A 21418-nucleotide genomic window follows, 5' to 3' on the forward strand; every position below is an offset into this window, starting at 1 on the left:
AGTAAAACTGTAGGATAAAGGAGCAACACTTTGACCGATTATGCACTGGGTGATCGTGGAACAGTTGAAGTCATTACTCATGACTTCTACGATGCCGAGATTCTTCAGGTCTTTGAAGAGCTCCAGATGGACCGTGAACGAGTATGGAACGGGCAAGCCCGTCTAGTACCAGAGCCAGATAACCCCTATGAACCGGGAAGTATCGCTGTTTACGTTGATGAACTCAAAATCGGCCGTTTACATCCTCAAGATTCTAAATCCTATTGGAATCCCATTACTCGCGTTATCGCCTCTGGGTATGATGCAGTAGCACATCTACAACTTTCCGCGGTTGCACGGAGAAAATCTGGGCACAACATGATTGAAAGCTCAGGCATTCTTTCGCTGAGTGCACCAGGATCTTTGTTCCCGCTCAATAATGCGCCCACGCAAGCTACTCTTCTACCTCAAGGCCCTTCAATGAAGGTTCTTGACGAGAAAAACCATGCAGAATATCTTCATTCAATTCTTCCACCGAGCGGTGAAGGACGTGTCATTCTCACGCTTGAAGCAAACCGTCTACGCCAAGGTGACGGTAACTTTATTGACTCCGTAGAAGTATTCCATGACCGTAAAAAAGTAGGGCGTCTGAGCACTCAGATGTCTGAACAATTAGCACCGGTCATTCGCTATGCATTTGAAAAAAATAAGCTCACCAGTGCGTGGGGAACGATTCGTGGAAATTCTTTTGAACTATCACTAACCGTACAGGCTGTTCGTGCAGAAGATTTACCATCAGAATGGTACGAAGAGTTGCCCAACAACGTTCCAGAGCTCTTAGACCCAGCTGATGACTACGAAGTCACAACGGTTTATGTGCCGACTCAGGGTGAAATTGACGCTCAGACTCCTCAACGGAAAAAACGTTCTGGCTTTGTGAGCCCGTTCAGTTCTTCTCGCCATCATTCAGATGAAGAATCGGTAGAAGAACACGATACGTTGGCTGAGCTAAACCCCAACCGACGAGTATCCATTTTGATGGGAATCGTTGGTGCAGCAGTGTTACTCTTTGGGGTAGTTCTTGTCTTCTCTTATCCGATGCTTGGACTGATTAGCATTGTCTTAGGTTTCTCTTTGGCGCTTCTTGGTCTTTTTATGGGAAGAACACCCGAAGATGATGAAAGCTATGAACATTACGATGAAGATGATGTAGAAGAACACGAAAAGTAATTATTGCTCCTCAATAGACTTTCGAGGGGGTCTTCTTCCACTGTGCGTGTGGAAGAAGACCCCCTCTATTTTTGTCGAGTAAATAGGTAAGGCGGATATGAGAAGTCTCGTATCCGCCTTACTGACTCATTTTTTCATCGAGTTCTTATGCAGTTTTAGTCTTCACCGTATACCGCTGTATATGAGCCCATCGTGTGAGAACGTAGTGCTTGTGAGAGTGCAGCTGTAGCGTTGCTATCAAGCACTACGATAGATTGCCCGTCAACAGACCAGCCCGTTCCCGCGTTAGGAAGGGTGAGCATATGCATCCGAGTACCGCCAGAGGAGATATAGGGTGCTCCCATGGAGAAGAGCGCAGATGCGCTCAACCCGCTATCTACCGTTACATAAGGAGCAATAGAATCAATCACGGAGCGAAGCTCTGTTGCGCTGGTGAAAGCTCCCTTAGAAGTAATTGTTTGGAGCAAACCGCGCATAAATGCACGTTGGTTACGTACACGTTGGTAGTCACCGTCGCTAAAGGCGTAACGTTGACGGACGAAGGCAAGAGCTTGGTTACCATTCATATGGTTAGGTCCTGCAGTGAAGCTATAAGAATCAGCAGTAAAGCTGAAAGGAACCTGTACAGTTACACCTCCGAGCGCGTCAGTCAGGCTTTTGAAACCAGAAAAGTCAATCTCAGCAACGTGGTCGATACGCACGCCAAGGAGCTGTTCGAGTGTTGCAATTTGTAGTCCGACACCGCCGTAGTTCAGGGCAGCGTTAATTTTTGCTGCACCGTATCCGGGAATGTTAACCCATGTATCACGCATAATGGAGATCAGGTAAGGGTCAGCTCCACCACCGGGAACGTGAAGAATCATAATGGTGTCAGCTCGCTGTCCACTCACATGGATTGATTCTGCTGTTCCGGCACGAGAGTCGCTACCTAGGAGCAAAATATTTTTTGCTCCCGTTGCTGCGGGACGAGGAGTGACAGCGCCACCCTCAACGGAGTTTGGGATACCGTCGCCATCAGAATCATGTTCTGTGACGTTATTAATACCTTGTGAATTAACGATTTTCCCTTTATCGCGTGATGCACGAGTATTTGAGGTATCTGAATCGTGCTTCTTTTGAGCATCTTCCGATTTGTGAGAATCTTTAGATTGTTCCTCGTCTTTGTCCTTCGTATCTTCTGTCTTCTCTTGATCAGAAGATTCCTCGTGTTTGCCTTCTTCAGACTCAGTTACCTTAGTCTGCGCAGCTTCGTAATTTTTCTTGAACTCTTTGAGAGTTTCTTCATTGACAGCACCGTCGTCGCCGGGGAATACCTGTTCTTCGCTAAACTTCTGAGTGCCGTTATTCCATGCGGAGCTGATGGAAGCGACATAGGAGCAGCCGGCAATACCGAGAATCAGCAAGAGGGTGAGTAAAACACCCAATGTGATTTTTCCTTTTTTGCTTTTTTTCTGTGGGGCTGTCTCCGGTGAGGGTTCTGCCATATGAGTGTTCTCCTAGGTGTGAGTGTTCTTCGGTGTGATACGACGATAGAAAACAGAGTCGTTCACTCTCATTGTAGCTACCGAATATAGAAAAACACCCCACAACAGGTGACAAAAACCTGTGTGAGGTGTGATTCTGATTTCTCAATCTAAACTTATGCGGATTTACCGAAGTTCTTGAAGCGTGCGTTGAAGCGCTCAACACGACCAGCGGAGTCCATAATACGCTGTTTACCAGTGTAGAACGGGTGGGATTCAGAGGAAATTTCAACCTCAACAACAGGATATTCGTTGCCGTCTTCCCATTTCTCAGTTTTAGCAGAAGTCATGGTTGACTTGGTAAGGAAGCTCTTGCCAGATGCAAGGTCGCGGAAAATAACGGGATTGTAGTCTGGGTGAATTTCAGCCTTCATAATTATACTTTCTTTAGTGCTTCTGGATTTTGCCAGAAACTATGATCAGTCACTGAAACGAATGTTTCAGTAGTTTTACAACCAGCTAACAACAATAGCACTTCTGAGACACAGATGGCGTACCAACGCCAAGAAATACGTCACTTTTGATAGCGTGTCTCCCAAAATGCTACGGCACTAGCGGCTGCAACATTGAGAGAATCAACCTGACCTGCCATTGGAATCATCACGGTATCTTGGGCCGCAGCCAAAGTTCTAGACGCCAGCCCATGACCTTCAGAACCAAAAATCAGTGCAAGCTTTTTATCATCACGTGCAGACAATTCCGAAAGAGATAAAGAATCTTGAGACAAAGCAAACGCTGCACTACGAAAACCTAATGAATGAAGCACATCAAGATCTTCAGGCCATGATTGAAGACGACCCCACGGAACTTGAAATACCGTTCCCATCGAAACACGAATAGAACGACGGTACAGTGGATCAGCACATCGAGGAGTCACTAGAACCGCATCTACTGATAAGGCTGCAGCCGAACGAAAAATAGCACCAACATTCGTATGGTCCACAATATCTTCTAAAATTGCCACACGATGAGCACTCGAAACTAAAGAATCAATGCTCAACGGCTCAGGGCGGCGTACCGCGGCAAGAGCACCACGATGTAGATGGAAGCCGACGATTGCCTCTAGTTCGTCTTCGCTGCCGACGTAGCAAACAGCCTCGGGGTGAGAAATAATCACGTCGAGAAGATCATCCGCCCATTTTTCGCTCATGACCATAGCTACGATATGGTGCCCTGCAGCAACTGATCGGCGAATAACCTTTGATGATTCTGCAATATAGATACCCCATTGAGGTTCTGCCAGCTTCCGCAAATGAACATCAGTCAATGCGTGAAAGTATTCTCGGTGTTCAACGCTCATCTCAGCAATCTGAAGAACATTTGCGCAAGAGAATACTCGCTGTTTTCGCTCATAAATATCTTGCTCAGAAAGCTGCTTTTTTCTACCCATGATGAAGAAGGTTCTTTCTTTGATTTAGAACACTATGCATGACAGCTTAAACTGTGCATTAAGAGTTTTTTGCGAAAGCAGAATAACGCCCTTGAGCGTTAATGGTCAATTCAAAATCCATACCATACGTTTTTTTCAAGTTCTCAGCCGTAATGGTTGTAGCAATATCGCCAGAGGCGATAACTTCACCTTCACGAAGCAAGAGAGCATGGGTAAAACCAGCGGGAATCTCCTCAAGATGATGAGTGACCAAAACAGTCGCTGGAGCATATGGGTCTTGTGTTAGATGATGTAGGCGTTGCACTAAATCTTCACGTCCAGCAATATCCATACCAGCACCAGGCTCATCTAAGAGAAGAAGTTCTGGGTCTGTCATCAATGCTCGAGCAATCAACGTACGTTTCTTTTCGCCTTCAGATAGGGTCCCGAAACGACGTTGCGCCAAATCTGCGATACCCCAGTCACGTAGCAATTCTTCTGCACGTGTGTCATCTAACGCATCGTATTCTTCGTTCCAACGGCCTGAGACTGCATATGCTGCCGTTAATACGACGTCGAGTACTTTCTCCTCATCTGGAATAGTCGCAGCAAGTAAGGAGGAAGAAATACCAATACGCGGACGTAAGTCAAAGACATCTACGGCACCAAGAATCTCATCGAGAATATCTACCATCCCACTTGTTGGGTGCAAACGTGCACCAGCAATAGCAAGAAGAGTAGATTTTCCTGCGCCGTTTGGACCAAGGACAATCCATTTCTCTCCCTCGTTAACCGTCCAATTAACATGGTGCAAAAGATTCTTTTGCTGACGGACAACATCTACCTGTACAAAATCAAGAACTGCGCTCATATCTTTAACTCTAACGGTTCTCAACACTCTCTTTGGACATTCAACGAACAATACTTCTGTTATATGGCCATAGTTACGCTCTCTCACTCATCAAGCTGAGTACACTAACTCTTATGAGCATTGCCGTACGTATAACTTCCTTATGCACCGAACCAGAGTTCTTCTCGCAACAACATACCCACCTCTCTCAGACCGTTTCAGCTATACCCTCTTTATCGGTAGATTCCCACCAAGTATCAGAGGTATTCTCCCCCATTCACCATTTGCAAGAAGCCTCTGGCCCCGGTTACCAGATGGTACAGGTCCGTGCACAATATGACGGCTCGATACAAGAACTCCGAAAAGAACTCAACCAACAGGTGACGAATACTGCAAGGTTAAGCATTCACGCCGTCCAAGAAGAACTCTATACCTCCGCAAAAAAGCTCATAGTTTTAGATGTCGATTCAACGCTTATTCGAGAAGAAGTTATTGATGAGCTGGCACGACACGCTGGTAAAGCAGAGCACGTTCAGGAAATCACTGAGCGCGCAATGAACGGGCACCTTGTGTTTGAGGAGTCGCTCAGGGAGAGAGTGAAGGCGCTCGAAGGCGTTCCCAAGCAAGCTATTGAACATGTCATACATCAATTAACGCTCTCGCCCGGAGTTTTACGTCTTATCGAGGCTCTCCACTCAAAAGGTCATAAGATTGCGGCTGTCTCTGGTGGTTTCACCCATATTCTTCACCCTTTGGCTCATCGTATTGGTCTCGACTACGCACACGCTAATACGTTAGATATTGTTCAGCAGGTACTCACCGGAAAAGTCATAGGTGAAGTTGTTACACCAGAGGCTAAACGTTTGTATCTTCAAAAGTGGGCTGCAGAAGAGAACGTTCCGCTATCTCATGTTGTTGCAATCGGAGATGGAGCCAACGATATTTTCATGTTGGAAGAGGCTGCTTTAGGTGTAGCTTTCTGCGCTAAGCCTTCACTTCAGTTAGCATCTGATGTTCAGCTCAATTTCTTGCGTTTAGATGCCGTACTACATTTTATGGGTCTTTAAAAAGTCTCTTTCGGTAAGAGTTGTTCTTACCGAAAGAGACTCACAATATTAGGAATTTTTAGTCTTGGATAAAGCCTTGTGCGCCGCCGACTAGTTCAATATGGCCGCTATCTACTTTTTCTGTGACCATACGTGCAATTTCTTGAGCAAACTCATGAACAGTGTATAGTTTTCCGGCTTCTTCACGACGCTGCTCTAGCGCTCCTGGATGCAACCGGTTCAATAAGGTTGCAGTCACAGTTCCCTCAATCATATCGGCTGAAACAACAACCAAAGAGATTCCTTGCTCGTTGAGTGTTGGAACCTCTGCGAGAAGTGCGTCCTCTCCTGCGCGTTTTGATTCTGCCACAGGCTGGTATTCTGCCATGGTAGAAACTTCACGAATAAAATGCGCTTGGTGGCTGGTCACAAAGACGATACGTGATCCAGGGTTCATATGTTCAGCTGCTAAGCGGGCTAGACGTAGTTGTGAGTCACGGTTGAGAACCATAGCGTAGTCCTCTGGCATTCCACTTTCCATACCGCCTGAGGCGTTAAGAATGAGGTAGTCAATGGGCCCGTATTCTGTAACTGCATCATGGATGAGTTTCTGTGCTTCTGCTTCTATTGTGATGTCTGCCCCAATAGCGATGGCTTCGCCACCTGCTTCATGAATTGCGTGTACAACTTTTTGCGCTCTTGGAGCTTTAGAGCGATAGTTAACAACAACCCGTGCTCCTTGACCGGCAAGTATTTCTGCGGTGTCTGCGCCGACTCCTCGTGAAGAGCCCGTAATAATAATGTGTTTTTGCTGTAGTTCTGTCATCGTCTTAGTACCTTTCGATAAAGCGTTGTTAGTGTCCCATGCCTAATCCGCCGTCTACGGGGATTACTGCACCGCTGATGTAATGGGCTTGTTCGCTGGCAAGCCATGTTGCCACGTGTGCGATATCTTCTGGTTCAGCAAATTTTTTGGCGGGGATAGCGTCTCGATATTGTTGCTGAACTTTTTCGGGTAGAGCAGCAGTCATCTCAGTGTTAACAAAACCTGGGGCGATAACGTTAGCGGTGATGTTGCGAGCGCCGAGTTCTCGGGTGATGGAGCGTGCCATTCCGATAAGGGCAGATTTTGAGGCTGCGTAGTTTGTTTGTCCGGCACTTCCGTAGAGTCCTACGACGGAGGAAATGAAGATAATACGTCCTCGTTTCAGTTTGAGCATTCCTTTGGTGGCTCGTTGTACGACGCGGAAAGCTCCGGTGAGATTGGTGTCGATGACGTCGGTAAAATCTTCTTCGGTCATGCGCATGAGGAGAGTGTCACGGGTGATACCTGCGTTCGCGATGAGGATTTCTACTGGCCCGTAGGTTTTTTCGATGAGTTCGTAGGCGGCGTTGATGGATTCGGTGTCTTTTACGTCGGCTTTGACGCTGAAGAATTCTTGCGGGGCTTCTCCGCTGCGGTAGGTGATGCAGACGTTGTGTCCTTGGTTTTTGAAGGCTTGTGCGATGGCGTATCCTATACCGCGGTTTCCGCCTGTGACGAGGATGGTTTTAGGTGTTTGTTCTGTCATGTTGTTCTTTTCTGGTGGTTGGTCGTAGTGTCTTGTGGGTAATACTACGCTTTTTGGGCTGTGGTTACTGGAGTTGTTTTTGCTGGTAAAAGCTTTTTCGAGGATATTGTGGGTTTTTGTGGAGAATTCTATTCTTAGTTGCACTTGCTGGTTTAAGTGTCATAAAAGTTGTTGTGTTCTCTGGATAAAGTTCTAGACTGGTGTGTGCGTAGTGCTCTGTGAAATTGAGGAAGGGAGGCGAGATGTCAAAAAAATATTGGACAGCAGAAGATGTTGAGCAGTTAGGGTATGTGGGTTCTTCTGAGCCTGAAGTGTATTCCATTACTCAAGCGCCTAGTCCTCATTCGGAAAGTGTTGATCAACGCTGGCGTTTATATTCAATAAAGATGGCGTTGCGTGTTGTCTGTATTATTGGTGCGGTACTTACGCATGGGTGGGTGTCAGTGGTGTTCTTTATGGGCGCTGCTCTCTTGCCGTGGTTTGCTGTAGTTGTTGCTAACGGTCATCATCGTGGTGCTGGTAGTGATTTTTCGCCGTATGATCCTTCTGAACAACAGCGGTTAGCTCTTGGTGCAGATACAGTGACGCATTCGTCTGAACACGATACTTTTGAGAATGGTTCAGATGATGTGTGGGTGATTGATGGTGAGGTTATTTCCTCGTCAGATTCTTTAGGACGTGACGCGTAGTGGATATTCTTGGTGCTTTATCGGAGTCGGGTCAGCTTCCTGATAGTCCGTTCGAGGCTCCTATGCCTTGTTGTTCACGTCGTGGTTGTCAGGAGTTGGCGCAGTGGAAACTTCTCTGGAATAACCCTAGAGTTCATGCTCCTGAGCGTCGCAAAGTATGGTTAGCGTGTTCTGCACATCGTCAATTTTTAGAGGATTTTCTTGGCTCTCGATCTTTTCTAAAGGAGACTTTACCTTTTTCGGTAGAGGATGAGCTGTAGCGTTCGTTGAGGGTTTTGCTTCACGGTAGACTAGTATGAGGTTCTCTCACGTAGGATGAAGCGAGCGTAATCCCCCTGTTATAGGTTTTGAAAGCATGTGGTGATGGTGTACAGGTTTTTGTTCTCTGGTAAGTGGATTGCTGGTTTCATTTTTTGTGTCTTATTTTCGGTGTTGTGCCTTTATCTTGCTCAATGGCAGATGGGTCGTAAGGAAGCTTTAGATTATAAGAATTCTCTGATTACAAATAATTATCATGCTCCTGCTTACTCTTTGGCTGAGGTGCCTCATATCTTTGATGATTTTCAGGTATCTGAGCAGTGGCATCCGGTGAGTCTTCGTGGAGAGTATCTTTCAGAGCAGACGCTTCTTGTGCGTAACCGTCCTTTTGAGGGGTTAAACGGTTTTGAGGTGTTAGTGCCTTTTAGAGTATCTGATAGTTCAACGGTCGTGTTGGTTGATCGTGGGTGGATTCCAGCAGATCTTTTTGACGCCGCAGCCGAAAATATCGATATTCCGGTGGCTCCTCAGGGGGAGGTTTCTCTTGTGGTCAGGGTTCATCGTGGCGAGTTATCGACGGGTAAAGATTCTCCGGCTGGTCAGATTCCTTCTATCAATTTGCAGGAGGCTGCAAAGCATACGGGGTTAGATATTGCTCAAGGAGCTTATGGGATTCTGGCAACAGAGTCCCCCGCCCCAGCTATTGCTCCTGAGAAGCTTAAAGAGCCCGAACTAGATGTGGGGCCTAATCTTTCGTATTCTGTGCAGTGGTACGTTTTTGCGGCGATGAGTTATATTGCCTTTATTTGGTTAGCTCGTCAGAAAGTGCGTAATGATGAGATTGACCGTCAGGTGGCTGCAGAGTTAGAGCAGTATTATCGCCAGTTTTATGATGATCAGGGAAATTATATTGGCGAAGAAGATGAAGAAGTTGTTCTTCGTAAGATGGAGATGGCAGATGATATGCCGGCTCATATGAAGTCTATTGTTCGCCCTCGGATTCAGAAAAAACGGGCTCGCCCCAGTGATGAGGAAGAAGAGGATGCTTTATTAGAAGCGTATGACAACCAATAGCTCCCCCAAATAGCGCTCTGATTAGAGAATATGTTATCTTTTATCTTTGCCTTTGATGAGAGTGAGATAAAGATGATGGGGTATACGCATTCTCTAAGTGCTGCAGCAACATGGTTAGCGTTAGTTCATCATGGCGTCGTACCGATTACAGATCATCCTACGATATTTGTGACAACGTTGGCGTGTGCAGGAGCAGGCATGCTCCCCGATATTGACCATCGAAATGGAACTATTGCCCGTTCAATACCTCCTTTATCCGGTTGGATATGTGCCGTAGTACAGCGGTTGAGTGGAGGCCATCGTCAAGGCACTCATTCGTTCATCGGAGTAGGAATATTTTGGGCACTGGCTTTGAGCTCCCCTCACTATTTATGGTGGGGAGTTCCTTGGTTATCTATTATTCTGGTTGCGTATGCTGGCGGTTTAGCATTACGAACTTTTGGTGCACCAGGCGGCTGGTTAGGTGCTGTCGCTGTTGCTTCTTTTACCTATTATTCTTCACAACCTATAGAGTTTTTCCCTCTAGTGATTGGTGTGGGTTCAAGCGTTCATATTCTGGGAGATGCGCTGACTCGACGTGGAGTTAACCTATTATGGCCGTTAACTATCAAAGCTCCTATTTCATCCATTTTCTGGAAAAAATCTGGCAATATGGCGTTACCTATTCTTGGGGCGTCAGGGTCACGACGAGAGCAATTTCTCGCCGTGGCACTGATGCTATATATCGTGTGGGTGTTTATATCGTTAAGTGGTTTTTTCGAGTGGTAATTGTCTCTTATGCCAGAGCAATGAGATCTTCGTATGACTTGTTCCAGTGGTCTTCGACACCGTCTGGTAATAGTAATACACGCTCTGGGTTGAGGGCTCGAACAGCACCTTCGTCGTGTGAAACCATGACAATTGCTCCCTCATATGTTTTTAGAGCTTTAAGAATCTCTGAACGTGATGCGGGGTCAAGGTTGTTGGTTGGTTCATCGAGTAGTAAAACATTTGCTGATGAAGCAACTAACGTTGCAAGAGATAGTCGTGTTTTTTCGCCGCCGGAGAGTACTCCCGCTGGTTTATCGACGTCGTCTCCAGAGAATAAGAAAGATCCAAGAATGGTACGGACTTCGGTGTCGTCAAGATCTGGTGCAGCCGAACGCATATTCTCCACTACGGACCGTTCTGGGTCAAGGACTTCATGTTCCTGAGCAAAATACCCAATTTTTGCGCCGTGACCGTAGTTCACTTCACCAGTATCGGCGGTGGTAACCCCCGCAAGCATACGAAGTAACGTAGTTTTTCCGGCACCGTTGAATCCGAGAATCACGACACGAGAGCCACGGTCAATTGCTAAATCTACGTCGGTGAAGATTTCCAAAGAACCGTAGGATTTTGAGAGGCTTTCTGCCGTAATGGGGGTTTTACCGCATCGTGCTGGTGAAGGGAATCGGATAGCTGCCACTCTATCAACGATCCGTTCTTCTTCTACGCTGCGCATTAAGCGTTCGGCACGTTTCATCATTTGCTGAGCAGCAACCGCTTTCGTTGCCTTGGCGCGCATTTTTTGTGCTTGTTCCATCAAGGTTGAAGCTTTTTTCTGTGCGTTGGCACGTTCACGTTTGCGACGAGCTTCGTCCTGTTCACGTTGGTTCAGATAGTTCTTCCAGCTCATGTTGTAGACATCAACAAGGCAACGGTTTGCGTCAAGGTATAGCACTTTGTTGACGACCAGTTCCATTAACTCTACATCGTGGCTGATTACCAATAATCCGCCTTGGAAGTTTTTAAGAAATTCTCGAAGCCACATCACAGAATCAGCATCAAGGTGGTTGGTTGGCTCGTCAAGGAGCATCGTATCTGCGTCAGAAAATAGGATGCGTGCTAGTTCAACACGTCGACGTTGCCCACCAGAAAGTGTGGACAACGGCTGGTTGAGAATACGCTCAGGTAAGTCAAGATTGTTAGTAATTGAGGCAGCTTCTGATTCTGCGGCGTATCCCCCACCGGCGATGAATTCTGCTTCAAGTCGGTCATACCGGCGCATTCCACGAGCACAAATATCGGGGTCTTCGCTGGCCATTTCTTCTTGTGCTTGGCGCATTTTACGTGATATTCCGTCTAATCCACGAGCAGAGAAAATACGGTCTTTTGCCAGTTGAGACATATCATCGATGGCTGGGTCTTGAGGAAGGTAACCGATTTTTCCTTGACGTATTATATCGCCACCGGCAGGTAGTGTTATCCCTGCAAGGACTTTAGTCATGGTGGTTTTTCCGGCCCCGTTACGTCCTACTAGACCAATTTTATCGCCTTTATCAATACGGAAGTTTACCTCTTCCATGAGCAGGCGAGCTCCGGCTCTTAGTTCGAGGTCAGAAACAGTAATCAAGGAAAAACCTTTCACCTAAAGTAAACGTATTTATTTAGTCTAGTACGACTTATCAAGAACACCTCGTCTTCTACACGTTCTTTGATAATAGAGCTATAGAACACGCTATTAAGAGCAGATTGCCTTGGTGCAAGAATAACTTTTCATTCTTGTACCAAGGCAATCACATATAGGTTTCTAATCTATGTATGAAGTCATTAGATATTAAACCCTAAAGCACGCATCATATCGCGTCCGTCTTCGGTAATACGTTCAGGACCCCACGGTGGCATCCACACCCAGTTCACATGCCAAGCGTCAAGGATGAGTTCAAGGTTTTGTTTAACCTGCTCTTCAATAACGTCTTGTAGCGGGCATGCTGCTGTTGTGAGTGTCATGTCAAGAACAAGGACGCCCTCGTCATTCCAACGCATACCGTAGAGTAAGCCAAGGTCAACGATGTTCACGCCAAGTTCTGGGTCAATCACATTTTTGAGGACTTCTTCAAGCTCCTCTTGTGAGGGACGACCAGCTGCGGTTGTCTCATCCATGGGGTAGGTCCCTTTCGTTCGTTACTTACCGAGGTAGGAAACGTAGCCTTCTTCTTCTAGACGGTCTGCAAGTTCAGGACCGCCTTGATCTACCATGTGTCCGTCAACAAAAACGTGAACAAATTCAGGTTTGATGTAACGAAGGATACGAGTGTAGTGAGTAATGAGCATAACACCCATATCGTTATCTTGGTGAGCACGGTTAACGCCTTCAGAAACAATCTTCAATGCGTCAACGTCAAGACCTGAGTCAGTTTCGTCAAGAACAGCAAACTTTGGTTTGAGCAGTTCAAGCTGAAGAATCTCGTGACGTTTTTTCTCGCCACCAGAGAAGCCTTCATTGACGTTACGAGAGATAAAGTCTGCATCAATTTTGAGCTTGCCCATAGCGTCTTTGACATCTTTTGTCCAAGTGCGTAGAGCTGGTGCTTGACCGTCAATAGCAGTCTTTGCCGAACGCAAGAAGTTAGACATTGTCACACCAGGGATTTCGACAGGGTACTGCATAGCAAGGAAAAGACCTGCACGAGCACGCTCATCAACAGACATTTCAGTGACGTCTTCACCGTCGAGGAGAATCTCACCGGAATCTACACGGTATTTGGGGTGACCGGCGATAGTTGCTGCCAAAGTAGATTTGCCAGAACCGTTAGGGCCCATAATAGCGTGGATTTCACCGGAGTTAATGGTGAGGTTAACGCCTTTGAGAATCTGCTTAGAGTTTTCATCGTCAAGGATGACAGAAACGTAGAGTTCCTTAATTTCGAGAGTAGACATTGTTCTCCTAAAAACTTTTGTACCGTCGTAACCGTTAGTTATTGCTGATTGCAAGTTCTGCTTCAAGAGCTTGCATGAGTTGTTCTTCCAACTCAGGGATACGTACTTGCTGAATGATTTCGTTCAAGAATCCACGCACGACAAGGCGACGAGCTTCGTCTGCGGGGATACCGCGAGCTTGTAGGTACCAGAGGTGCTGCTCATCGAGCTGACCTGTAGTTGATGCGTGTCCGGCGCCTTCGATAAGACCAGTCTCAATTTCTAGGTTTGGCACAGAGTCTGCACGAGGTCCGTCTTCAAGAAGAAGGTTACGGTTGAGCTCGTAGGTGTCGGTTCCTTCAGCTTCTTTACCGATTAAGACGTCGCCAACCCATACGGAGTGGGCGTTACGTCCCTGAAGTGCACCCTTATAGGTCACACGGGACTTACAACGAGGAACACTGTGATCGACAAAGAGTCGTGATTCGAGGTGCTGGCCGGCATCAACAAAGTACAATCCGTACATTTCAGTTTCGGCACCGGGTGCGCTGAATTTCGTTGAAGGGGTAACACGAACGAGGTCTCCGCCGAGTGAAATGCTCACGTGTTTGAATCTGCTGTCACGTCCAAGTGAGGCGTATTGTGCTGATGCGTGAACTGCATCATCGTCCCATTCTTGAAGAGAGATAACGGTCAAGGTGGAGGAATCACCGACGACGAACTCAACGTTCTGGCTCAATACGGCAGAACCAGTATGACGTAGTACGACCACAGCACGAGAGAAAGGTTTCGTCTCGATGAGTAGGTGTTGTGCGGTAGGTTCACTGTGTTCGCCGTGAATTTCTACGTTGATGCGCTGGTCTAGCTCAGTCTCCTGAGGGATGGTGATGATGGTTGCTTCTGAGAAGTGTGACCATGCGTTCGCTGCAACACGGTCTTCGGGGATACCGGCAGAACCGATACGTGAGTCTTCTCGTGAAACAGTCTCAACCAGTACTGCTTCTGGTGCATCGATAGAGGCTGCAATTGGCGTTCCAGTGAGCGCGTCGGTGTGCAAACCTTTGAGACGTTTGAGAGGGGTAAAGCGCCAGTCTTCTTCACGTCCGGTAAGTGCGGGAAAATCTTCTACACGATAGGAGGTTTTACGTCCTGCACGTGAAGAGTCCACGCTTGCTGTTTCGACACGTAGGGTGTCGTCATGAGCGTGTTCAGTCGCTAGCTTTTCTCCTTCATCGTCCATTCCGGGGATTGCAGGAGAGTTATGGGTGATGGTTTCTTTAGCTGTCATCGTTAGCCCACAGATCCTTCCATTTGAAGTTCGATAAGGCGATTGAGTTCAAGAGCGTATTCCATGGGGAGCTCACGAGCGATAGGTTCTACGAATCCGCGAACAATCATGGCCATTGCTTCTTCTTCGCTGAGTCCTCGCTGCATGAGGTAGAACAATTGTTCTTCGGAAACGCGTGAGACGGTTGCTTCGTGTCCCATGGTGACGTCGTCTTCTCGTACGTCCACATAGGGGTAGGTGTCCGAACGAGAGATGGTGTCAACCAGTAGCGCGTCGCAGACTACGTTTGATTTGGAGTGTGCTGCGCCTTCACGAACCTGCACTAAGCCACGGTATGCAGAGCGTCCGCCATTACGTGCGATGGACTTAGAGATGATAGAAGAGGAGGTATTTGGAGCAATATGCACCATCTTGGAGCCAGTGTCTTGGTGTTGTCCTTCACCAGCAAAAGCGATGGACAGTGTCTCGCCTTTAGCGTGTTCACCAACCATATATACGGCGGGGTATTTTTGAGTGACTTTAGAGCCGATGTTACCGTCGACCCATTCCATGGTGGCGCCTTCATGGCAGATGGTGCGTTTGGTGACGAGGTTGTATACGTTATTAGACCAGTTTTGAATGGTGGTGTAGCGTACACGGGCATTCTTTTTAACCACGATTTCTACGACAGCTGAGTGCAATGAGTCAGACTTGTAGATGGGTGCGGTGCAGCCTTCAATGTAGTGAACGTAAGAGCCTTCATCAGCAATAATGAGGGTACGTTCGAACTGTCCCATGTTTTCAGTGTTAATTCTGAAGTATGCCTGGAGAGGGATTTCGACGTGAACTCCTGGAGGAACGTAGACGAAAGATCCACCAGACCATACAGCAGTATTCAGCGCAGCAAATTTGTTGTCGCCGGTGGGGATAACGGTGCCAAAGTATTCGCGGAAGATGTCTTCGTGTTCGCGTAGTGCAGTGTCGGTGTCGACGAAGATGACGCCTTGTTTTTCGAGGTCTTCACGAATTTGGTGGTAGACCACCTCAGATTCGTACTGGGCTGCGACACCGGCAACGAGGCGTTCACGTTCTGCTTCGGGGATACCGAGCTTTTCGTAGGTGTTGCGAATATCTTCGGGGAGGTCTTCCCAGCTTTCTGCTTGACGTTCGGTAGAACGCACGAAGTATTTGATGTTGTCGAAGTCAATTTCTGATAGGTCTGCACCCCATGTGGGCATGGGTTTACGTTCGAAGAATTTGAGTGCCTTAAGACGCATTTTGAGCATCCATTCGGGTTCGTTCTTCTTTGCAGAGATGTCGCGTACAACATCTTCGTCGAGGCCACGTTTAGCAGTTGCACCAGCTACGTCGGAATCTTTCCAACCGTACTCGTAGGTACCGATACCTTCGAGTTCAGGGTTGGCCTCGAGAATCTCTGAAATGACGGTGTTGTTGACGTTACGTTCAACTTGTTCAGTCATCATGGCCTTTCTTGTAGGAAATCTATCAGTTGTGTGATGGTCGAAAGAATATTTATTTCTTTGCCTGTGTTTCGCTGTTTTCACTCATGTCACGTGCTAGAGGCACGTGTGTGGTACACACGTGTGCTCCTGCTGCCATGGTGGATAGACGGCGGACATCTACTCCCAGTAAGTCAGCAATAATTTTGGTTTCTTGGTCGCAGAAGATTTGGAAGTCTTCTGCGAGGTCTCGCACAGGGCAGTGTCCTTGGCAGAGCTGGATACTTGCCAGTAGGTGGCGAGGCAGTGCCCTGCCGCGCGGGGGTTCCATCACCTGTGCGGTTGCGACGAAGCCGTCGCGGGTCATTGCTTCGGCAAGGGCTTGTGCACGGTTGGCTATGTTCTCCCCTGCCGCTTCAACGATGGGACGGTATTTTTGTTCCATCTCTGAAGCTCTTGCTGAGGCGAATGCGCGTAGTGCGTCTTCTCCAACTTGTTGTTGCAACATTTTGAGTGCTTCTCGAGCGATGTCGAGATAGTCGTTGCCAAGCTGGGTGTGCCCTTGGGGTGCAATGACGTATCGTCTGGCAGGGCGTCCTGCGCCGGCTCCGTATTGTTTGAGAGGCGCTACGACAATGAGTTCTTCTGCTTCGAGTGCGTCGAGGTGACGACGCACCGCTGCAGGAGTGAGATTGAGTTCCTCGCCGAGACTAGCAGCAGAAACTGGACCGTGATTAAGTACGCCACGCAAAACTCTGTCTCGAGTTTTTTCTTCTGTCTCTGCATTGCGCGTACCAGGTACCTTCTTTTTGGAAGTTTGATTCGCTGAATACACAACTAAAGTATGTCCTAATTATGAGTAGTTCTCTAGTAAGGTTTACCTATCTTCAGATTAGAGGAGTATCACACTTAGGCACAGACGGAAACTTTTAGCACTGATTAACACCCTCAAGTAACGAGACTACTGCCTTTTTACAAGAGCCAATAAAGACAATAAAAGATGCTTTGACTAGCTAATTTATAAATTAAACGCTGTTTTAAAAATCTTTTTTGAGAATAATTTTTACTACCGTGCACAACAAGAAAAATATTTTTTAGAGCAGTGTCGCAAACTTATAAAAGGGAAATAGACAGGTTTCTTCAAGGTTTTTATAGGCATCATTAAGGAGTTTTCGGTTATCGATTACCTAAAAACTCTAGTGTGAGCACGTAGAATAATACGGTGCCACAAGATAGAGACAAGAGTTCACGAGCCAGTGATGAGAAACCCTCCTCACTGAGAATTTCTCGGTTAGTCAAGGAATATAAGCCTTCAAAGAGCTACCGCAAAAAACACCCTCATCACTTAACGCATCGAGGGACAGTTCGAGCAGTAGATGGAATCTGCCTTGAAGCTCTTGCCGGAGAAGTAACCGTTTTACTTGGTGCTAATGGTGCAGGAAAAACTACTACCTTAGAATGTGCACAGGGGATTCAAAAACCCGAAAGTGGAGAAATTCATCTTCTAGGACATAATCCGTGGGGTGCTTCTGCAGAGCTTCGGGCGCGAGTTGGCATCATGTTACAAGATGGCGGATTACCTCAATCTTTGCGCCCTATTCCGTTGCTTGAACACATCGCAGCGATGTATCAGCAGACGTATCCTCTTGACGAGCTGATTCAACGGCTAGGTATTGACACTTTTAACGGCACCAATATTAGGAGGCTTTCAGGTGGCGAGCGCCAGCGGGTTGCTTTTGCGGCAGCTCTTATTGGGAAACCTGAGATTCTCTTTCTCGATGAGCCTTCGGCAGGTCTTGATCCACATTCTCGTCAGGTAGTTTTTGATTTAATTACCGAGCAGAAAAATCGGGGTACTGCTATTGTTTTGACAACTCATCTGCTGGATGATGCTCAACGGCTTGCTGATTATGTTTATATTATTGGTGCCGGACGGAACGTATTAGAAGGAACTGTTCCTGAACTTGTTGAGCAGTCAACAACAGATGTTAAGACACTTCATTTTTCACTCTCTGACGATTCTTTGAGTATTACTCAGCTCTTACCGACTTCGTCTAAAGGTCTATCGTTGAGTACCGCATATCCTGGTTCTTATACTCTGACCGGTGAGATTACTCCCCGTATTTTGGCTGAGCTAACGGCAAGTTTAGCGGCCCGTCAACTTCTCCCACAACGTATGGAGCTTTCTTCACGAACCCTCGAAGATGTCTTTCTTGATATCGCAGGAAAGGAAACGTCCTCATCATGATTTCGACACCGCGTTCAGCTTCTTTGAGCACACGCTTACGTGCACAGGGGCGGTATGAGCTTGTTGCCATGCTGAAAAATGGTGAACAGCTGATGCTCAATATTGCATTCCCCATCATGGCACTCTATGTGATGAGTTGGACAAGTTTCTTAGATTCTTTTGCTCAAGAATTACACAGCACTCGTATCAACATTGCGGTTCCCGGTGTTCTCGCGTTGTGTGTTATTTCTACTGCCTTATCGGGGCAAGGTATCGCCACGGGTTTTGACCGTCGTTATGGAGTTTTGCGTTTTCTATCGACGACTCCTCTTGGAAAGACTGGTCTTATTGTTGGAAAGGTGTGTGCCGTTTTAGGTGTTTTATGCCTTCAGTACGTTCTTGTTGTATTGGTGGCGTTGACGCTTGGTTGGTCTCCTCAGTGGGGTGCGGTCATATCTTCTCTTCCCACATTATTATTAGGTGCGGCGTCTTTTACAGCTTTGGGGTTGCTCATTGCAGGAACGGTACGTGCTGAGGCAACTTTAGCTATCGTCAATATGGCATGGGCTATTCTTGCGGCAGTTGGCGGTACGTTATTGCCTACGCACCATTTACCGAGTGTTGCGGGAAGGCTTGTGGACTTTCTCCCTTCTGGCGCTCTAGGTAATGCTCTGAGAGCTGAGTTTTTATCTCATGAGTTTGCTCTTATCCCTCATCTTGTACTTCTGATGTGGACGGTGCTTTGTGTCGGTTTAGCTACAAAGTTTTTCCGTTGGTCCGCATAAATACATCACACCCTGCAATCCCCTCTGAAGGTGGTTTATTTGTCTTCGCTTATAGCACGTATCCGTGAGGTAAAAGCACATTTTATTTCTGTGTGCCTTCCGTATACACCAAATCTTTATGTTCTGAAAATGGCCTATGCTGTGGTCATCGCTAATATCGTCTTGATTGTTTCTGGCGGTATTGTACGCCTTACCGGTTCGGGGCTGGGGTGTGACACCTGGCCTAAATGCACGTCTTCTGGTTCTTGGACAACAACCCCAGAGATGGGTATTCATGGTCTTGTAGAGTTTGGTAACCGGATGCTGACCTTTGTCTTAATTATTGTTACGGGTTTGACGTTTCTCTCAATTCTTCGAATTGCTCTGCCTGAAGCAACCTCGTTGTCTCAATGGTGGAAGAAACTTTTTACAGGTTTATCTCACTCACAACACCAGTATTCGGACCTTTTTAATCTTTCTCTCTTGTTGCTTTGGGGAATCCCTGTTCAAGCTGTTGTGGGAGGTTTATCTGTTCTGCTTAAACTCAACCCGTGGATGGTTACAGCGCATTACATGCTTTCTGCCATCATGATTGCCTTAGGTGCGTGTTATCTGAACCGTGTACGTAGATACTTTGAATCAGGCGTTCTTGAGTGTGAGGGAATGACGGATGAGGATGTCCCTCAGGGCGCGGCTCTTCTTAAATATTTGGGTTGGGTCAGTGTGATGTTGGTGTGTTTCCTTATTTTTATGGGAACAGTAACAACTGGTACAGGGCCTCACGCAGGTGATCCGAGCGCACACAGGCATGCTTTTAACCCGTGGGTAGTGACTCGGATGCATTCTTTCTCAGTATGGGCCTATCTTATGGTTATTCTTAGTTCCCTCTATTTGGCACGAAAACATCAGTGGTCTCAGGCTCTACGCCGTAGCTGGTATTGGGTTCTAGCTGTTGTCGTCTATCAGGGGATTGTTGGGTACATACAGTTCTTTAATGGTCTTCCGGTATGGTTGGTCGAGATGCATTTACTAGGCTCTGCATTATTTACGTGGGCGGCTATTTCTGCTGCAGAGCGTCAATTGGTTATAGCTTCTCAGTCGTCACGACAGTTGGCTCAAGAGCGTACTGTTATATGATTTTGATATGAAAGCAGGGGTGCCCCAGAAAAACTCTGGGGCACCCCTGCTTTGTTATGTGGTGTTTTATAAGGTAATCAGTGCGTGTCCGACGAATGGGTCAATCGCCACAGCAATAAAGAGTACGGTGAGGTAGGTAATGGAACCGTGGAAGACAGTCATTGCTGTTCTGCTAGTAGCTTCTCCAGCAATAGCTAAAGCGTGCAGACGGTGGCAGTGGTAGAGGAACCAAGCACCGCTGGCAATAGCGGTCAGGGTATAGACCCATCCTGCCCCGCCCAGTGGGACAAGGAGCAGAGAACAAATTACCATGGCCCAAGAGTATAGGACGACTTGCACAGAGACGCTCTTAGCAGGTGCGATAGCCCCAAGCATGGGGATTCCCGCTCGCTGGTAGTCTTCGGCGTATTTCATCGATAACGGCCAGTAGTGTGGAGGTGTCCAGAGGAAGATGACGGTGAAAAGGACTACTGCTGCCCAACTGATGGTATTTTCGACGGCGGCCCACGCAATGAATACGGGCATACATCCGGCAAGGCCTCCCCACACAATATTTTGTGTGGTGCGACGTTTGAGGTAGAGCGAATAGAACACAACGTAAAGAAGGATAGCGATGAGTCCGAGTACGCTTGCAAAAGGATTAACGAGAACCCATAGATAAACAATCGAGATAATGGCTAGGGCCCACGCAAAGATGAGTGCTTCTTTGTCGCTGACTTCTCCGGTGACGAGTGGGCGACGTTCTGTTCTTTTCATGAGGCGGTCTGCTTCTCTGTCGATATAACAGTTGAAAGCACCGGATGCGCCGGCTGCCATAGCTCCGCCAACCATGGTGTTGATAATAAGCCAGAAGGGGGGCATTCCGCCCGCTGCAAACATCATGGTTGGGGCGGTTGTGACGAGGAGAAGCTCAATCACCTGAGGTTTTGTCAGGTGAATATAGGCGATGAGCTTACGCATAAGGCTCACTTTGCGCGATCCTTTGGGCGTGTCTGATGCTGTTGTTTGAGCTTCAGTGCCGCGATGTGTGCTTAGACCCTTCACTAACGTTGGGCTCCCTACCAGAATCGTTGTATGTGTGTAGTTAGTATTCCCGTTGGGTATTTCATATGGTGAAATCTTCTCGGGTGAGATTAAGTCCTCACTCTTCAGCTCTTTTCGGTGGTGTTGCCTCTACTTTGGGGATACCTACAACCGATTTTGAGCATGTTAAAGGAGCAGACTGTCAAACCAATGCTATACCTTTTAGAAGAATAATCATAATAAAGCACGCAATAGGCTAAGGAACAGAACCGACATCACGAGAAGTTGAGG

The 21418-nt window shown here is 47.2% G+C and carries 22 protein-coding genes; 9 read left to right on the forward strand and 13 right to left on the reverse strand.

The genetic code is table 11. The annotated features are described in order from the left end of the window. Nucleotides 1–30: 30 nt before the first annotated feature. Nucleotides 31–1209, forward strand: a complete 1179-nt coding sequence (locus ACN08Z_RS04825; RefSeq protein WP_419103457.1) for a hypothetical protein — start codon at nucleotides 31–33, stop codon at nucleotides 1207–1209. 155 nt (nucleotides 1210–1364) lie between these two features. Here the strand turns inward: ACN08Z_RS04825 and ACN08Z_RS04830 are convergent, their stop codons facing one another. The 4 genes from ACN08Z_RS04830 to ACN08Z_RS04845 all read right to left on the reverse strand — a co-directional run bounded on the left by ACN08Z_RS04830 (nucleotide 1365) and on the right by ACN08Z_RS04845 (nucleotide 4972). Beyond that, a complete protein-coding gene (locus ACN08Z_RS04830; RefSeq protein ID WP_419103458.1) occupies nucleotides 1365–2693 on the reverse strand; it encodes an LCP family protein in 1329 nt (442 codons plus the stop codon). A gap of 155 nt (nucleotides 2694–2848) precedes the next feature. Next, entirely contained in the window at nucleotides 2849–3106 is a 258-nt protein-coding gene (locus ACN08Z_RS04835) for a type B 50S ribosomal protein L31 (RefSeq protein ID WP_419101742.1), read from the reverse strand. A 140-nt stretch (nucleotides 3107–3246) separates the two neighbouring features. Next, a complete protein-coding gene (locus ACN08Z_RS04840; protein ID WP_419103459.1) occupies nucleotides 3247–4122 on the reverse strand; it encodes a TrmH family RNA methyltransferase in 876 nt (291 codons plus the stop codon). Between the two features lie 58 nt (nucleotides 4123–4180). After that, nucleotides 4181–4972 carry an ABC transporter ATP-binding protein gene (locus tag ACN08Z_RS04845; RefSeq protein WP_419103460.1) on the reverse strand — a complete coding sequence of 264 codons (792 nt, stop codon included), beginning with the start codon at nucleotides 4970–4972 and terminating at the stop codon, nucleotides 4181–4183. Between the two features lie 113 nt (nucleotides 4973–5085). On the opposite strand from ACN08Z_RS04845, the gene serB reads away from it, so the two are divergent. Beyond that, a complete protein-coding gene (gene serB / locus ACN08Z_RS04850; RefSeq protein WP_419103461.1) occupies nucleotides 5086–6018 on the forward strand; it encodes a phosphoserine phosphatase SerB in 933 nt (310 codons plus the stop codon). A 58-nt stretch (nucleotides 6019–6076) separates the two neighbouring features. On the opposite strand, the gene ACN08Z_RS04855 is transcribed toward serB, so the two are convergent. Together ACN08Z_RS04855 and ACN08Z_RS04860 are read right to left on the reverse strand one after the other, a co-directional pair. Continuing rightward, entirely contained in the window at nucleotides 6077–6823 is a 747-nt protein-coding gene (locus ACN08Z_RS04855) for an SDR family oxidoreductase (protein WP_419103462.1), read from the reverse strand. Between the two features lie 28 nt (nucleotides 6824–6851). After that, complete coding sequence (locus tag ACN08Z_RS04860; protein ID WP_419103463.1) at nucleotides 6852–7568, reverse strand: beta-ketoacyl-ACP reductase; 717 nt, start codon at nucleotides 7566–7568, stop codon at nucleotides 6852–6854. Nucleotides 7569–7810: 242 nt separating this feature from the next. On the opposite strand from ACN08Z_RS04860, the gene ACN08Z_RS04865 reads away from it, so the two are divergent. The 4 genes from ACN08Z_RS04865 to ACN08Z_RS04880 all read left to right on the forward strand — a co-directional run bounded on the left by ACN08Z_RS04865 (nucleotide 7811) and on the right by ACN08Z_RS04880 (nucleotide 10357). After that, nucleotides 7811–8257, forward strand: coding sequence for a DUF3099 domain-containing protein (locus tag ACN08Z_RS04865; RefSeq protein ID WP_419103464.1), 447 nt, complete (start codon nucleotides 7811–7813; stop codon nucleotides 8255–8257). Continuing rightward, a complete protein-coding gene (locus ACN08Z_RS04870; RefSeq protein ID WP_419103465.1) occupies nucleotides 8257–8517 on the forward strand; it encodes a hypothetical protein in 261 nt (86 codons plus the stop codon). The genes ACN08Z_RS04865 and ACN08Z_RS04870 overlap by 1 nt, the downstream gene beginning before the upstream one ends. A gap of 103 nt (nucleotides 8518–8620) precedes the next feature. Beyond that, the gene (locus ACN08Z_RS04875) at nucleotides 8621–9589 is read left to right on the forward strand and encodes an SURF1 family protein (protein ID WP_419103466.1); all 969 of its coding nucleotides are present in this window, start codon (nucleotides 8621–8623) and stop codon (nucleotides 9587–9589) included. A 30-nt stretch (nucleotides 9590–9619) separates the two neighbouring features. Beyond that, the gene (locus ACN08Z_RS04880) at nucleotides 9620–10357 is read left to right on the forward strand and encodes a metal-dependent hydrolase (RefSeq protein WP_419103467.1); all 738 of its coding nucleotides are present in this window, start codon (nucleotides 9620–9622) and stop codon (nucleotides 10355–10357) included. A 7-nt stretch (nucleotides 10358–10364) separates the two neighbouring features. Here the strand turns inward: ACN08Z_RS04880 and ACN08Z_RS04885 are convergent, their stop codons facing one another. The 6 genes from ACN08Z_RS04885 to ACN08Z_RS04910 all read right to left on the reverse strand — a co-directional run bounded on the left by ACN08Z_RS04885 (nucleotide 10365) and on the right by ACN08Z_RS04910 (nucleotide 16811). Then, complete coding sequence (locus ACN08Z_RS04885; protein ID WP_419103468.1) at nucleotides 10365–11963, reverse strand: ABC-F family ATP-binding cassette domain-containing protein; 1599 nt, start codon at nucleotides 11961–11963, stop codon at nucleotides 10365–10367. A gap of 197 nt (nucleotides 11964–12160) precedes the next feature. Next, nucleotides 12161–12493 carry a metal-sulfur cluster assembly factor gene (locus ACN08Z_RS04890; protein WP_419103469.1) on the reverse strand — a complete coding sequence of 111 codons (333 nt, stop codon included), beginning with the start codon at nucleotides 12491–12493 and terminating at the stop codon, nucleotides 12161–12163. A 21-nt stretch (nucleotides 12494–12514) separates the two neighbouring features. Continuing rightward, nucleotides 12515–13270, reverse strand: a complete 756-nt coding sequence (sufC, locus tag ACN08Z_RS04895) for a Fe-S cluster assembly ATPase SufC (protein ID WP_419103470.1) — start codon at nucleotides 13268–13270, stop codon at nucleotides 12515–12517. 34 nt (nucleotides 13271–13304) lie between these two features. Beyond that, a complete protein-coding gene (gene sufD / locus ACN08Z_RS04900) occupies nucleotides 13305–14537 on the reverse strand; it encodes a Fe-S cluster assembly protein SufD (protein WP_419103471.1) in 1233 nt (410 codons plus the stop codon). A gap of 2 nt (nucleotides 14538–14539) precedes the next feature. Beyond that, entirely contained in the window at nucleotides 14540–15997 is a 1458-nt protein-coding gene (sufB, locus tag ACN08Z_RS04905) for a Fe-S cluster assembly protein SufB (RefSeq protein ID WP_419103472.1), read from the reverse strand. 52 nt (nucleotides 15998–16049) lie between these two features. After that, on the reverse strand, nucleotides 16050–16811 hold the full coding sequence (locus ACN08Z_RS04910) for a helix-turn-helix transcriptional regulator (RefSeq protein ID WP_419103473.1): 762 nt from the start codon (nucleotides 16809–16811) through the stop codon (nucleotides 16050–16052). 387 nt (nucleotides 16812–17198) lie between these two features. Here ACN08Z_RS04910 and ACN08Z_RS04915 point away from each other — a divergent pair, with 387 nt between their 5' ends. Genes ACN08Z_RS04915 through ACN08Z_RS04925 form a run of 3 tightly spaced genes read left to right on the forward strand, consistent with a single transcriptional unit; the run spans nucleotide 17199 to nucleotide 20104 of the window. Continuing rightward, nucleotides 17199–18224 carry an ABC transporter ATP-binding protein gene (locus ACN08Z_RS04915; RefSeq protein WP_419103474.1) on the forward strand — a complete coding sequence of 342 codons (1026 nt, stop codon included), beginning with the start codon at nucleotides 17199–17201 and terminating at the stop codon, nucleotides 18222–18224. Further along, nucleotides 18221–18988 carry an ABC transporter permease gene (locus ACN08Z_RS04920; protein ID WP_419103475.1) on the forward strand — a complete coding sequence of 256 codons (768 nt, stop codon included), beginning with the start codon at nucleotides 18221–18223 and terminating at the stop codon, nucleotides 18986–18988. The genes ACN08Z_RS04915 and ACN08Z_RS04920 overlap by 4 nt, the downstream gene beginning before the upstream one ends. A 39-nt stretch (nucleotides 18989–19027) precedes the next feature. Then, nucleotides 19028–20104 carry a COX15/CtaA family protein gene (locus ACN08Z_RS04925; protein ID WP_419103476.1) on the forward strand — a complete coding sequence of 359 codons (1077 nt, stop codon included), beginning with the start codon at nucleotides 19028–19030 and terminating at the stop codon, nucleotides 20102–20104. Nucleotides 20105–20170: 66 nt separating this feature from the next. Here the strand turns inward: ACN08Z_RS04925 and ACN08Z_RS04930 are convergent, their stop codons facing one another. After that, on the reverse strand, nucleotides 20171–21148 hold the full coding sequence (locus ACN08Z_RS04930) for a heme o synthase (protein ID WP_419103477.1): 978 nt from the start codon (nucleotides 21146–21148) through the stop codon (nucleotides 20171–20173). Nucleotides 21149–21418 lie beyond the last annotated feature (270 nt).

It is taken from the genome of Rothia sp. P7181 (assembly GCF_048513015.1).
In the GTDB taxonomy this organism is placed as follows: domain Bacteria; phylum Actinomycetota; class Actinomycetes; order Actinomycetales; family Micrococcaceae; genus Rothia.